Genomic DNA, 14851 nt, shown 5'->3' with positions numbered 1-14851 from the left:
GTAAGTCAAAATAAATTCTAACCGCCTATTTTTGCAGAAACTGTCCAAGTGGTTTAAAAATCATTTCTTTCCACGTCACCGGTCCATTGATGTGCGGAAGGTCAAACATTGACAACGTCCAGCCAATGATCAATATCATGCTGAATGCCCACTTGTCTTTTTTAGGGGCCTTTTTGACCTTTGGCCATTGAAATAAGAGGATGATCACGCTAACTAAGATGACAGCAAGAAAAGACCCCCATCTCACTCATTCCTCACCCCTTCTCTTGTTTTTTCTGGCTCATTAATATTTCCTTGCCTGCGAATGTTGGCGTCCACCTGAACATGTACCTTTACAGTCGGAAAGACTTCTTCCCAGCGATTCTCCACTTGCTTCCACTGTCTCGGGTATTTTCGATGAAACTCTTCTGCAAAATTATTGATGTCTGCTTTTAGATCGTGCTGTATTTTCCTCGTAGCCGCCTCCACCCGTTGTTTAATATCCGCCTCATAAGCCTGTTCAACAAGCTTTAAATCCTTCGGGTTATAAAGGTCTAACTTTGTTTGATTTTGTATGAGCATTCCATCCGTTTTAACTTTCACTATCATTTCCCATTGCTTGTTGCGGATTTTCGGATCAAGACTCACATGGACTGACCGGGGAGTGAAGGATACCTCTCTCTTTTCTCCCCTAGGCCTTGCCGTAACGGTATATTCTTTTACTGCATTTTTTAACCAGAGTAGTCCCCTCGTTTCTTTTTGAGGAAGAGCACCAACCATTCGATCTTTTCTAAATACGGCCGCTCCAATAAATTTCGTGTATTTGTAAGGTTTCTTTATCTCCATTTTCTCTGTAGCTACCCTTATATATGGGAGAGCAGCAGCTTGAGAGAACCCGGTTAGCATTTCATCCAAATCTTGCATGGTTACTTTCAAAACAGTTCCTATGTTCGTCATTTCCCGAACAGCTTCTCCCGAATAAGGCTCCAAAGTAGTTTGTAATTCCAAAACATTTTTTGCTTTCCCCTTACTAACAAACATATACCCTCTTTCCCTTGGCTGCGGATGGCGAAGCAAGAAATCTAAATGCTCATATATGCCTGTGCGTGCTAACTTCTCTCCGAATATAAACACCTTGCACTGTCCCCAAAAAATTTGACGAGGAAAGTCCATTTGCAGCTTTGACAATGCATCGGCAAGATTGGTACCTGACTCAGAAATGACTACGGTTTTTTCTCCGCCTCCTCCGCCTCCTTGTCCTTGGCCTTGTCCCCCCATTGATTTAGGAACAAATATCTGGAGGGAGAGTTCGACTCGATTGGCACCCTTTTCGTCAATAGCAGCTGCTGTCACAATAGCCAAATCATTGATTTCCACTCTATCCCAACAGCCACCTAATAAGAGGAGCGAACCGCTAAAAGATAGAAACAGTAATATACGTTTCACTAAGAGGCTTTTGCTTTTTAATGCTGACATGATGATTCACCTTCTTTTAGGAACGTTATCCATGATCTCCTCCTTTTGGATTAGGCGCCTGATTGGGAGACTGACGATATACGTTAGATTCTCCCGTAAAGTGCGGGCGCGTATCCATCATCCACCAAGGAGCCCGCCATAGCGTATCCTTTAGCTCTCGCCTCTTCAGCGGAGCTAGCGGCGCTAAATAAGGCTCACCAAACGACCGTAATGTACATAAATGAATGATGATAGCAATCAGGCCAATAACCACGCCAAGTAACCCTAATGTACCGGCAAGAAAAACAAGCGGGAAGCGAAGCACTCGGATAGACATGCCCGTAATGTAACGGGGGAGCATAAAGGAGGCAATCCCTGTAATCGCAACGACAATAACCATAGGTGCAGAAACAAGCCCTGCCTGAACAGCCGCTTGACCGATAACGAGCGCTCCAACAATACTGATAGCAGATCCAATTTGCCTCGGTAACCTTACGCCTGCTTCCCGTAACGCCTCAAATGCAATTTCCATTATCAACACTTCTACTAAAGCGGGGAAAGGCACGGTTTCCCGCGCAGCAGCAATGCTAAGAAGTAACGTAGTCGGCAGCATTTCCTGATGAAAAGTAGCCACAGCGACATACACGGAAGGAAGCAGCAGGGCGACTCCAAGAAAAGTGTACCGGAGCCATCGGATGAATGTACTAATGACAAAGCGCTGATAGTAATCTTCTTGAACTTGCAATAAGGAGAAGAAAGAGATAGGAGCAATTAATATAAATGGAGTTCCATCTACTAAAATGACGATGCGCCCTTCAAGTAAATTAGCACAAGCAACATCCGGCCGTTCAGACGATAAAATCTGCGGAAAGGGAGAAAAAGGGTTATCCTCAATCAACTCTTCGATGTAATCACTTTCCAAGACTCCATCTATTTTAATTTTTTGCAGCCGGTTTTTCACTTCCTTAATAAGCGTTGGATCGGCAAGGCCCTCCATATACGCAATCGCAACATTGGTTTTTGTATATTCGCCAATCATCATTGATTGTATTTTCAATGCGGGACTTTTGATAATGCGTCGCAATAGAGCCGTATTCACTCCAATCGATTCAACAAATCCTTCCCGCGGTCCTCTAATGGAGGACTCGGCCTGAGGCTCTTCGATGCTTCTCTTTTCCCACTTAGCCAGCCCTAAGGATAAGGCCGCAGTTTCTCCTTCACATAGCAAAATAGGATTTCCATTTGAGATGGACTCAATACAGTCCGCAACCAAGTTTACTTTCTGGACTTTCAAAACAGCCAGTTTTCTTTCTATAAATTCATTAAGCGACTTTGGATCATCATCTGTTTTCTTCATAAGAGGAGAAAGAACATGCTCTTTAAGGCTTTCCATATTGGTGAGCCCTTCAATAGAGATCACTACGGCTTTGGTTTTTCCAAAAAGGAAAAAGGATCGAAAAAGGACGTCGGAACAGTTTTGATAAATGGAACAAAACATTTCAACGTTTTGTTCAAAACTGTCATGTAGCTTATCTTGGGGTTTCGCTTCCTGATGAGATGGACGCTGCTGCTCTTTCTTTCTCCTTAGCAGCCTATTTACATTCCGGATCACCTTGCATCCCTCCCCCCTATTTTTCAAGCTCACACTCATTCTTTTCTCTATGATTCTTCATTTGGGTTATTTTATACAGAAATCTTTAAATTGGCTTACATACATTTTTTCGTCTGCACACCATAAAAAGAGCACAGACTAATTGTCTGTGCTCTACCTGCTTATTCCTGTTTATATTCTCCGATAACTTTAATTGTTTCTTCTGTTAATGAGGAATCAATGGCTTTGTTCAAATCGACTTCTCCTTGAATCGCTCCATTTGCTTTATACATCTGGTACTGCTTTTTAATGTCTTCCATATACATTTCACCGTTCGGATTGAGACCTGTAACGAAAACATTTTCCCACACATTGGCATCTTTAAGAGCAGTATGTTTTGTCATAATTTGAATGATCTCTTCTTTATGTTTCCCTTTCATAAAAGCATCATTATAGTCCCGGACTCCTTTTAAATAGGCAGCCATAAATCGCAAAGAAACCTCTTCCTCCTCATTGATAAATTTAGGAGAAGCGAGAACCATGGCAATTTGGGCTTCTGGCGCATAATCTGTTGCATCGCCAAAGCGCACGTGCATCCCTTTTTCCTCTCCCTGTGTGATGAACGGTTCTATTTGAAGAGCAGCATCAATGGATCCGTTGTCAATAGCGGCTAGCATGCTTCCGAAATCTGGCATCAATACAAACTCGACGTCTTTCCTCGTCAATCCTCCATGTGCAAGCATTTGCTGGAATATATAATCATCTACGCCATTTTTGGTAGAAACTGCAATGCGTTTGCCTTTAAAATCAGCATATTCCTTTATTTCCTTTTGTTTATCTTTGCCGATGACAAAGGAAAAATAGGATTTTCCTTTTACATTGTGGCCTTTATCGGCAATAATTTTCACGTCAATCCCTTGAGCAATCGCATTGAAAAAAGAAGCAGTCGATACACCACCAGCAATATCTACTTCACCGGCAGCAAGGGCTGGCAGCATGTCATCACTATTAGCAAATTGAGCAAACTTTACTTCAATATTATAGTCAGCGAAATATCCTTTCTCTTTAGCTATATAAAATCCCGCTCCTGAAGCAGCCCCGTCTTCTGCAATAACGACTGTTGTTTTCTTTTGAAGAGGCGCTAAATCACCGGAAGGGTTCTTTTTGTTCGTTTCTGTATTTGAATTTCCTTCTGTTCCTGATTGCGAACAGCCGCTCATAATAAGTAGAAAAGCAAACAACATTATAAAACAGACGCGAAACCATCGTTCTCCCATCGTTTTCCCCCCTTAATTTCTAGACGCCTGCACCTCATCCTGCAAATGCTTGCGAATATCCATGAAGTATGCAGCGGCCCCCGGATCTGCCCGTACCTGTTCCATCGTACGCGGCCGCGGCAGATCTATATGAATGTCTCGAACGATTTTTCCTGGCTGTGCGCTCATCAGTAAAATGCGATCTGCGAGCAACAGTGCCTCATCAATGCTATGAGTAATAAATAACACCGTTTTCTTAGTCTCCATCCAGATTGCTAGCAGCTCCTCTTGCAAAATAAATTTATTTTGCTCATCAAGTGCAGCAAATGGTTCATCCATCAGTAAAATCTCAGGATCATTTGCAAAAGCACGGGCAATGCTGACGCGTTGCTTCATTCCTCCTGAGAGTTCTTTCGGGTACAAAGAGGCATACATGTTCAGCCCTGTTTTCCTTAAGTAGTAAGCTGTTCTTTCTTTTACTACACTTTTTGGCAATTTCCTCATCTTCAAGCCGAACGCCACATTTTCCTCCACTGTCATCCAAGGGATCACTCCCCGCTCTTGAAAGACCATCGATTGAAGCGGACGATTTTCCTGGCTCGGTATAATTTCATAGGAACCCGTGCTCGCTGTTTCTAAGTCTGCCAGAATGCGAAGAAGTGTCGTCTTGCCGCAGCCGCTTGGTCCAACGAGACAAACAAACTCTCCTTCTTGAATAGTAGTAGAAATGCGATCCAAAGCCTTTACACGGCTCTCTTTCTTAAAAAAAACTTTCGTTAAATGCTTGATCACAATCTTAAGCTGCCCGTTCATCTTGTCACCTCCAAGGAATGAGCTTTTTTTGCAATATCCTCAATGCTACTGAAAAGAAATAGCCAAAAAACGAGATAAGTATCAACCCTACAAACATTTCCTTTAACAGAAATGCTTTATAAGACGTCCAAATTAAATAACCAATCCCGGAAGTAGCTCCCATCATTTCCGCCGCAACAATCGTTAGAAGGGCAATGGCCTGCCCCATTTGCACACCCTCAAGCATCACAGGAAGAGCACCCGGCAAGGCTATCTTGAAAAAATACTCTTTTGAACTGGCACCGTAATTTTTTGCTACGTCTAAATGAATCGCATCAATATTCATGACACCCGCGGCTGTGTTGATCACAACAGGGAAAAATACGCTTCCCGCAATCGTTACAATTTTCGAAAGGTCGCCAATGCCAAACAAAATAATGATAAGCGGAAGCAAGGCAAGTGTGGGAATCGGCATTAACGCCATAACGAGCGGCGAAACAAAATGACGGATCGGCGAGTAAAGCCCCATTAGTAATCCAATAACCACACCTGGAATAACCCCTAAAAGAAATCCTGCAAAAATGCGATAGAGAGAAATCCAGATATGATGAAATAATTCTCCGCTCACACTCATAGTAATCAACGTCTTAATAATCTCAACTGGCGGCGGGAAAAAGCGGGGATCAATCCAAGCGACTCGCGATAAAAACTCCCATAATAAAAGAACAAATATTGGAGAACAGATCGTCAGCGCTTTTTTGTACCTTTCCTTTCGTTGCTGTCTTTTCCATTCTTGTTGTTCCACTTTGAATGGGTCAAACTGAATGGCTGTTTTTTTCATTTTCACACCTCACCACCTCTACAAGTATAAAATATGTAAAGAGCCCAAAAAGTGTGAAAGGCCTTAGGAAACAAATTTACCTGCGCTCTTTCTTTAAATAAAAACTCTATCATTTGACCAACCAAAAAGGAGCCTGGAATAAACAATACTCTTTATGGATTGATTTCTTCTAGGCTCCAATACCCGCTTTTCTTTATCTGTCTATGTTGATATGCATATGCGACCATTCATTCTTCCTCTCTATCGCTTTTCAAAATAAAAGCTGATCAATTAGAATAAAGTTGGATTGAAAACCTTGTTTTAACCTTTCCCTTTTACTATTAGGAGATTTAGTCGAAGAAGAAAAAATAGTCTTTTTTCAAAATGAAGGGGGTGCTTTTGTCCGTACATAAGGATTAAAGAGCATATTTTAATCAAACTTTGTTTCGAAATCTCTACTGTTCCATCGCAAACCGTTTCAAAGGCAAGGAGTTAAATTCCAACCGTGAATCGGAGAAATGAAACTAGCTATTAGCACGGCTGCAACGAGAACTGTTAGTGTAAATAAAACAATCAATGATAGACATGTCACTATGCGTTATCTGCTTAACCGATAGATTACAATCAGAGGCATCGTCACAAAGCCAAAAATTTCATACCTACGGAGGATGACGGATGATTATACGAAAGGCTAAAATTCACGAAATTTTACAGCTTAGTGAATTAGCGTTCCAATCAAAGGCTTACTGGGGATATACGGAAGACTTCATGGAAAAGTGTAAAGATGATTTGACTGTGACTCCGTGTGATATTGAAGAAAAACACGTCTATGTTTTGGAGGACAATGGTAAACTTCTGGCCTTTTATAGTTTAGAATTGAATCCCAATAGGCTAGACGCTTTCTTTATAAAACCAGATTATATTGGAAAAGGCATAGGAAAGTTATTGTGGAGAGATGTAATGGATCGAGCGAAAAAATTAAACATAGAGGAATTTACACTGGATAGTGAACCGAATGCAGAAGGGTTCTATAAGAAAATGGGAGCCAAAAGAATAGGAGAAATTTCTTCTACAGTCTTTCAAAATCGAAAGTTACCCTTAATGAAAGTAATGGTTCACTAGAGGGAGTAATTGGAGGATTGGACAGCTAAATTAAATGTTTCTACTATTGATTTGTACAGAGATAATAAAGTTATTTAATTATAATAACAGCCTTACTACATATGAAATGTAATAAGGCTGTTAAAAGTCGTTTTATAACATATTGCACTATACAATTTCACATTTACGCCAAAAAACAATAAAGTTGTTTCAGTCTATTGGACAAAAGCATCCGTTTAGTTAATAAATATGTTTTTATTCTCATGACAGGAATAATGAAAAATTTTATTGATCGTTGGTCCCAGACTTTGAGAGACACACAATATCCCGATTTTAAAAACAAATGTCTCAAAAAAAGCCTATGTTATTGCAGTGGGTGGAGATAATCCATACATTAAAGGCTTACCAATGATTCAGCAGTTTCAACATATCTTTGATTTTGTAGGAACAACTTTTGAAGGTTTCTAATCCTTAATGATAAGGGTGAAGCAAATAAAATTAGCTATGAAATATATCATTCTTTACGTAAACAATTTTGAAAAGACCATGCATTTTTGCAAAGACATTTTGGACTTGCCTGTCAAAATGCAACAAGATACATATGTTGAGTTTAACACTGGCGCAACAACGCTTTCGATTAATACGCGCCAATCTGTAAAAGAAAAAATCGGATTAAATGTACCTGAAGCCCCTGTTTCAACTCAAACTTTTGAAATTGGATTTGCTGTTGAAGATGCCCTAGCTACAATCGACAAGCTTCGAAGACAAGGTGTACCAATCATAAAAGAACCCATTACAAAGCCGTAGGGACAAATAGTTGCTTATGTAGCCGCCCCAGATGGACATTATATTGAGATCTGCACTTCTATGGAATAAAACGGGGCTGAATGAATCCTTATCGAACTAGAGGTATGCTAGTTGAAAAATATGAGGCTGCCATTAGAATGGTTTTTCCTTTATGGAACTAACAGAGGGCTCCGCATAGTGAAACAAGAAGGCTCAAAGTAATCAATCTTTTATAAAAAACAGTCCTGGAAAGTAAAGAAAAGCCAACGTTTTGAATAATCCTTATTCAAAACGTTGGCTTTTTATATGCATTGAAATCAAAAGCTTACAATGATTTTTAATCAATCTTTATTATAGATCAACATGTTACATGCTTAATTATTTTAAATGAGCGAAGAACTAAATAAAGAGGAATTTGATAAATGAAATAACGCTATGTCCCCTTCTAACAGCCATTTATGAGAAGAGGACTGTCTATAAATCACACCACTTTATGGGGTTTAAAGAATCTTTATCACTCAGCAGCTATAATCTGTTCTACTACTCTGATGAAGCGTTCTTCAAACTGCTGATCATCTTCTTTCTGCCGTTTTCTAGGGCCTTTCATTCTTTCACCGGCCTGTCTTGCTTTTTTAGCGACATGACGAAAGCCAAGAAGCTGATCGATATTATCAGGTGTATACAAACGGCCATTCTGGTCAATGGCATACCCATTTTTAGCTAGGACCATGGCGGCTAATCCATAATCTTGTGTAATAACAATATCCCCTTTTTTCACGCGGTTGACCAAGACAAAGTCCACCGCATCCGCTCCCTTCGAGACTGTAACTGTCTCTGCTCCATCCCGCTGCATAACGTGGGCCGTATCACAAATTAATACCACTCTTAACCCAAACTTTTTTGCTACTTTTAACGCCCGGTCAACCACCGGGCAGCCATCTGCATCAATTAGAATCGTAGGCATAACCAAGTACTCCTTTACTTATCATCTCTTAGTTAAGGATCAATAAGCGGCAACGTAATTTCCACAACAGTTCCTTTATTTACTTTACTGCTAACGTTCAAGCGTCCTTTATGCTGCTCAATAATACGTTTGATAATCATATAGCCAAGCCCTGTGCCAGTTTCTTTTGTCGTATAAAAAGGTGTGCCCAACTTTTGAATTTGTTCCGGCTTCATCCCTTCTCCTTCATCTATGATCTGGATTCTTGCCTCGCTATCTTTTGTTTCTCCAACACGGATCGTCAATTGCCCGCCAAACGGCATCGCTTCCACACTGTTCTTAAACAGGTTGATAAACACCTGCTTTAATTGATTTTTATTACAGTGAATCATTAATTCGCTATTGGCAAATTCAGTTGCCATTTGGATGTTGCTCATGCTTGCTTGTGTTTGAAATAAAGAAATGGTTTCCATAAGTATTTTGTTTAGGTTCTTATTATGAAAATGAACTACATTCGGTTTAGAAAGAATTAAGAGTTCACTAACGATAAAATTTATTCGGTCAATTTCTTCTAAAATAAGCTGGAAGTGTGACTCTTCTTTAAAGTCTTCCTTAACGAGCTGGATGAATCCACGAATCGTTGTAAGAGGATTACGAATTTCATGGGCCACACCGGCCGCCATTTGACCGATAGCTGCGAGCTTTTCAGTATTTAATAATAATTCTTCTGTCTTCTTACGTCCTGTAATATCTTTTATTTGGGCAAATGCTCCTGTTAACTTCTGTTGTTCATCACGAATAGGTAACGCATCGAATAAAACTGTCGTCTCTTGCCCGCTCTTCTGCACAAAGGAAATCTCCAAGTCAGTATACTGCTTGTTTTCCCCCAGCACTTTGTTTAAGTAGGAGCCAAAGCTACCTAGTTTATTAATTGGCTGAAAAAATACTTCTTCCCTTTTCAAGCCGGTTATCTGCTCGGCTGAAAGATTAAACCCGATTAGTTTACCCTCTTTATTTGAGATCATCATGCCATTTCTCGTTGTGTCCATCATCAGCTTATTAAGAATATACAGTTTTTCATTTTGCTTTAACAATTGAAGTTCTCTTTCAATAGAATCTTTCATCGTTAATAACAGCGTCAACAAGAGAGGACTGGCCTGATCGATTGTTGTCATAAAGGTGATCGCCCCCAAGATACCTCCCTCAATCGGATCTTTTATGGCCACGCCATAACACGCACATGAATGCAAACAATGATGATAATGATCGGGTCCAATCATTTCAATTGGCTGATCATATTTTAACGCGAGAATAACAGAATTCATCCCGCAAATTTCCTCTGTAAATTGCACGCCTTCCCTAATTCCAAGTTGATTGACTGTATCCTTGATCGTTTGATCTCCAAGCATTTGAATCACATACCCTTCTTTATCAGCGGTGGCTGTTAAGATAGGTACACCTTGCATAGAGGAGATAAACTTTTCAAAAAAGTGATCGACTACTTGTAAAAACTTTGTATGCTGCAAGCGCTTTTGTTGTAATTCCTTTTCATTTAAGACCTCTTTAAACTCAGGTGTAATAAGAGGATCAAGCCCTCTCTTTTGACATTGGGTTTTTAGGGTATCAAAACAGATGTTCATTTTTTCCATTATTCTCTATCCCCTAAACGAGTAATAATTTCTCATACGCTTTTAAGTATAAATTGAGTTTAACAGAAGATGGCTCAAAACCGAATAATGGATTTTTCTAAAGTGCTTAAAACTCAGCGTGCGTTGAGCTTTTCTATGTGTTAGACAGCCATTGCAATTCTCCCTCTTTACAGAACCATGAACAGCTGAGTCGATACGATCATAAGGAGGCTAGAAATAGAAAAGTCCCAATACAGACTTCTTAGGATGTCCGCATTGGGAAAAGTGAGGGGATTTTTTATATTTATGCTTTCAGCTCTTTCATAACAGTTATCAATGACTCATCAATAATAGAGATAATCGTTTCGATTTCTTCTTTTGTAATACAGAATGGCGGGGCAAAGGCTAGCGTGTCCTGCCCTTCATAAATAATACTTCTTCCTAATAAATTGCGTTTTAATGCTTCCGCTACTACCTTAGGAGAGACCGGTTCTTTAAATCGTTTGTTCGTTTCTTTATCTTCCACAATTCCAATAGCGCCGAGCAGTCCGATACCTCTTGCTTCTCCGAGAACATCATGGCGTTGTTCCAGCCACTTAAGCCCTTTTTGCAACTCTTCTCCCATCTCCCGGACATTGCCGATTAAATTTTCCTGTTCAATGATTTCCAAGTTTTTCAAAGCAACAGCACAGCACATTGGATGTCCGCTGTAAGTGTATCCATGCATATACACACCGTCTGATAATTCAATCAATTCCTTTTTGAGCTTCTCTGAAATAATCATTCCTCCAAGTGGGGCATAGCCGCTCGTTATTCCTTTCGCTATACACATCATATCCGGGGTAACACCGAAATTTTCAATGCCAAAGTTTTTGCCTGTACGACCAAACCCGGTAATGACTTCATCTGCGATAAAAAGAATATCATTTTGATCACAAAGCTTTCGTACTTCTTGAAAATAGCCTTCAGGAGGCAAATTCACCCCACCTGATCCCTGAACAGGTTCAGAGATAAACGCAGCGATCGTTTCGGCACCTTCACGCTCAATAAGTTCTTTTAATGCATCAATGGAGGAATCCACGTAATAAAAATCTGGAGCTAAAGACGGAAACTCTCTGAATGCTGGCAATCCAGTCGCACTCGTTGCTCCTACCGATACACCATGATACGATTTTTTTCGAGAGATGATCTTTTTCTTTTTCGACTGTCCTTTTAACTGCCAATAGTAGCGTGCTGTTTTGAAAGCCGTGTCATTTGCTTCTGACCCGCCTGAAGTAAAGAATGTCATCGTTAAATCCCCCGGTGCCATTTCAGCTATTTTTTCAGACAGTTGAATGACTGGCTCATGACTGTTAGTAGCGAATGTAGAACTGAATGCCAGCTTCTTCATCTGCTCCATCGCCGCCTGTCCAAGCTCTTCTCTTCCGTGCCCAATGTTGACATTCCATAAGGAAGACAAGCTATCAATGACTTTTCTTCCTCTAACATCTTTTAAATAAATGCCTTTCCCTTCGGTAAAAATAAATCCCGGTCCCTCCTCCTGATGCTGCTTAAGGGAAGATGTCGGATGCAAAAAGTGTTTCTTATCAATTGCTGCTAGCTCCTCATATTTTTTTTGTACATTTTCAGTTGTTTGAACACTCATTATTGTTCCTCCTCATAAATTCTTTTCTGATACTTACGTTTGTTAGATGCTTTCTTATTTGTTGAAAGTAATTGTTTCTGGTTGTTCTGTGACTCTATGTTTGCTCTCTGATCTTTATTGATTATTTTTCATAGAGAATATTAAATCGTTCGTTTATGTGCGAGTTTAAAACTGACAACCTTTGGTTCTGTCATTTCCTGGATGGCAAACTTTACTCCTTCCCGTCCGAGACCCGATCCTTTGACTCCTCCAAACGGCATGCCATCAATACGATAATCACTGCTGTCGTTAATCATTAACCCGCCTACGTTCATCTTCTCAATTGCTTCAAAGGCTTTATCAATATTTTTCGTAAAGATTCCTGCTTGAAGTCCATAGTTCACATGATTGGACTGTTCAATCGCTGAATGAATATCTGCAACTGGATAAAGCAAAACAACTGGACCGAAAATTTCCTGCTGAGCAATAGTACAGCCGGCTGGGACATCGGTTAAAACCGTCGGCGAATAAAAAGCCCCTTTACGCTCTCCGCCAACCAATAACCTTGCTCCTTTAGCAAGCGCCTCGTTTACCCAGCTTTCAACTCTTACAGCTTCTCTCTCATTAATCATGGGGCCCATATCTGTTGATTCTTTCAGTTTATCCCCTATTCGATAGCGTTTTGTACGCTCAACAAACAATGACTGAAATTCTTCAAACTTCTCCTCTTCAATGTAAATTCGCTGAACGCCAATACAGTTCTGTCCTGCTGCACAGAACGCACCGGAAACCGTAGATTCTACAGCCTGATTGATATCCGCATCTTTGAGAACAATGACAGGTGAGTTCGAGCCAAGTTCCATACTAAGCTTTTTTAATCCGGCTTTATGAGCAATCGCTTCTCCTGTCTCCAATCCTCCAGTAAAGGAAACCATTCGGACGGCTGGATGCGTAACTAACGGATCGCCAAGCTCATGGCCGCTGCCAGTAACAACAGAAAGAATTTCACCAGGCAGGCCAGCCGCTTCAAAAGCTTCAGCGAGCAACAGGGCACTAAGAGGTGTAGCTGTGGCTGGTTTTACGATGATGGCATTTCCAGACGCAATCGCCGGTCCGACTTTATGTGCGACCAAGTTTAAGGGATCATTAAAAGGAGTGATGGCCGCTACAATGCCAATTGGAAACCGGTAGTAATACCCGACCCGATCTTCACTTCCCTCCGACTGGTCAAAAGGAATGGTCTCGCCGTTAATTCTTCGTGCTTCTTCTGCGCATATTTTCAACGTTTGAATGCATCGCTTTACTTCAGAGCGCGCCTCTCTAATCGTTTTGCTTCCTTCTGAGGCAATCGTCCTTGCATATTTTTCTTTATGGTCCTCAATATACTGAGCCGCTCGATTCAAAACAGCCATTCTTACATGAACAGGCATAGCAGCAGCCACTTTCGCCCCGTTTTTTGCCTCTTCTATCGCAAATAACATATCTTCTGCTGTGGCAGCCGGAACACTGCTGATTACTGAATGATCTTGAGGATTTAACACGTCAATGGTCTTCTCTTTTCCAATCCATTTACCGGCAATAAACATTTTTTGACTGAGCGTTTGTGTCTTCACCCTTTATCCCGCCTTCCTAATAAAATAACGAACCGCTCTTTACTCCTGCGGCAGCTTTAATAACTTCAGCGCTACTTCAGAAAGTATAGCTGCCCCCACCGGCAGACAGCGCTCATCAATATCAAAGATATTCGTATGCAGATCCCTGTTCACTCCGTCAGACAGTGCACACCCTAAAAAGAACATGGCTCCCGGCACTTCTCTCGTCATATAGCCAAAGTCTTCTCCTCCGAGACCGAACGGCTTTTGTTCCATTCTTATAGACGGGTATAGTTCCTTTGCTGTTACCTTAATGACCTCGTTAATTTTTGAATGGTTATTCAACGCCGGCTCTCCCCGTTCAACAGCAAATGTATAACTCCCTCCCAGTGACTCCACGACTTTAAAAGCTGTTTCTATCTCCTCAGCAAGCTGATCTCTTACTTCAGGAGAGTAGGATCGCAGCGTTCCGGTAATAGCCACTTCCTGTGGGATAATATTGCTGGCTGCTCCCGTATGGATTTCACCAATGCTGGCCACCGCGGTATCCAAAGCAGAAATGCGTCTCGCACTGATACTATAGAAGTTTTGCAGAACAGAGCCGAGCATCCAAACAGGATCTGTCCCCAGGTGTGGATAGCCTCCGTGGCCGCCGGTGCCTTTTATCGTCCCGTGAAAAACATCCACATTAGCCATGCTGTATCCATCGTTCACTTGAATGGTTCCTACGGAGTGCCACGGACACATATGAAGGGCTAAAACAGCGTCCACTCCTTCTAACACACCCTCCCCCATCATTCGGGGAGCTCCAGAAAGGCCTTCTTCGTCCGTTTTTTCCTCTGCTGGCTGAAAAATAAATTTGACCGTTCCGTGAAAAGAATCTTGTTCTGTTTTTTGAGATAAAAGCTTGGCAGCACCAAGCAGGATGGCCGTGTGAGCATCGTGTCCGCAAGCATGCATCACCCCTTGATGGCGGGACCGGAAAGCATGTGCGGTCTTTTCCTCAATGGGCAATGCATCCATGTCCGCACGAATGGCGACTGTTTTGCCAGTGCCCTTTGTAAGGGTAGCTACTACCCCTGTGTTGGCCACATTTGTCTGAACTTGCATCCCCTTAAAGCTGTTTAACGTTTCAGCGACAAACTGAGCTGTTTTATATTCATTGAAGCTGAGTTCCGGATATTGATGAATGCGCCTGCGCCATTCAACTAGCTGCTGACCCATTTCTTCCGCTTCCTCGGCAAGACTCTTCATTTGCCTCTTCATAGGATCCCTTCCAATCAC

The 14851-nt window shown here is 41.3% G+C and carries 12 protein-coding genes and 2 pseudogenes; 3 read left to right on the top strand and 11 right to left on the bottom strand.

Features of this window, described 5'->3' with window-relative positions:
- Positions 1-25: 25 nt before the first annotated feature.
- The 6 genes from MKZ02_RS13245 to MKZ02_RS13220 all read right to left on the bottom strand — a co-directional run bounded on the left by MKZ02_RS13245 (position 26) and on the right by MKZ02_RS13220 (position 5914).
- A complete protein-coding gene (locus tag MKZ02_RS13245) occupies positions 26-247 on the bottom strand; it encodes a hypothetical protein (RefSeq protein WP_340853952.1) in 222 nt (73 codons plus the stop codon).
- Entirely contained in the window at positions 244-1455 is a 1212-nt protein-coding gene (locus MKZ02_RS13240; RefSeq protein WP_340853951.1) for a Ger(x)C family spore germination protein, read from the bottom strand. Before MKZ02_RS13240 ends, MKZ02_RS13245 begins: the two co-directional genes overlap by 4 nt.
- A 25-nt stretch (positions 1456-1480) precedes the next feature.
- Positions 1481-3046, bottom strand: coding sequence for a spore germination protein (locus tag MKZ02_RS13235; protein WP_340853950.1), 1566 nt, complete (start codon positions 3044-3046; stop codon positions 1481-1483).
- Positions 3047-3207: 161 nt separating this feature from the next.
- Positions 3208-4245 (bottom strand): ABC transporter substrate-binding protein, encoded by a 1038-nt coding sequence (locus MKZ02_RS13230; protein ID WP_340856397.1) that lies wholly within the window; start codon positions 4243-4245, stop codon positions 3208-3210.
- Positions 4246-4314: 69 nt separating this feature from the next.
- Positions 4315-5094, bottom strand: coding sequence for an ABC transporter ATP-binding protein (locus MKZ02_RS13225; protein WP_340853949.1), 780 nt, complete (start codon positions 5092-5094; stop codon positions 4315-4317).
- 4 nt (positions 5095-5098) lie between these two features.
- Positions 5099-5914, bottom strand: coding sequence for an ABC transporter permease (locus MKZ02_RS13220; protein ID WP_340856395.1), 816 nt, complete (start codon positions 5912-5914; stop codon positions 5099-5101).
- Positions 5915-6568: 654 nt separating this feature from the next.
- On the opposite strand from MKZ02_RS13220, the gene MKZ02_RS13215 reads away from it, so the two are divergent.
- The 3 genes and pseudogenes from MKZ02_RS13215 to MKZ02_RS13205 all read left to right on the top strand — a co-directional run bounded on the left by MKZ02_RS13215 (position 6569) and on the right by MKZ02_RS13205 (position 7870).
- Positions 6569-7015 carry a GNAT family N-acetyltransferase gene (locus MKZ02_RS13215; RefSeq protein ID WP_340853948.1) on the top strand — a complete coding sequence of 149 codons (447 nt, stop codon included), beginning with the start codon at positions 6569-6571 and terminating at the stop codon, positions 7013-7015.
- 242 nt (positions 7016-7257) lie between these two features.
- Positions 7258-7459, top strand: a pseudogene (locus MKZ02_RS13210) (flavodoxin family protein); the annotation flags it as partial.
- A gap of 27 nt (positions 7460-7486) precedes the next feature.
- Positions 7487-7870 (top strand): annotated as a pseudogene (locus MKZ02_RS13205) (VOC family protein).
- 424 nt (positions 7871-8294) lie between these two features.
- On the opposite strand, the gene MKZ02_RS13200 reads toward MKZ02_RS13205, so the two are convergent.
- From MKZ02_RS13200 to MKZ02_RS13180, 5 genes are all read right to left on the bottom strand, one after another.
- On the bottom strand, positions 8295-8744 hold the full coding sequence (locus MKZ02_RS13200; RefSeq protein WP_340853946.1) for a YaiI/YqxD family protein: 450 nt from the start codon (positions 8742-8744) through the stop codon (positions 8295-8297).
- A gap of 32 nt (positions 8745-8776) precedes the next feature.
- Positions 8777-10372, bottom strand: coding sequence for an ATP-binding protein (locus tag MKZ02_RS13195; RefSeq protein WP_340853944.1), 1596 nt, complete (start codon positions 10370-10372; stop codon positions 8777-8779).
- Between the two features lie 283 nt (positions 10373-10655).
- Positions 10656-11996: an aminotransferase family protein gene (locus tag MKZ02_RS13190; RefSeq protein WP_340853943.1), complete on the bottom strand. Its 1341-nt coding sequence runs from the start codon at positions 11994-11996 to the stop codon at positions 10656-10658.
- 140 nt (positions 11997-12136) lie between these two features.
- Positions 12137-13561 carry an aldehyde dehydrogenase family protein gene (locus MKZ02_RS13185; RefSeq protein ID WP_340856394.1) on the bottom strand — a complete coding sequence of 475 codons (1425 nt, stop codon included), beginning with the start codon at positions 13559-13561 and terminating at the stop codon, positions 12137-12139.
- A 66-nt stretch (positions 13562-13627) separates the two neighbouring features.
- Positions 13628-14833, bottom strand: coding sequence for a M20 metallopeptidase family protein (locus MKZ02_RS13180; protein ID WP_340853941.1), 1206 nt, complete (start codon positions 14831-14833; stop codon positions 13628-13630).
- Positions 14834-14851: the final 18 nt, after the last annotated feature.

This window comes from Pseudobacillus sp. FSL P4-0506 (assembly GCF_038003025.1).
Taxonomy (GTDB): Bacteria; Bacillota; Bacilli; order Bacillales; family Domibacillaceae; genus Pseudobacillus.
The sequence above is the reverse complement of the archived record's forward strand: the minus strand, read 5'-3'. Positions and strand labels throughout refer to the sequence as shown.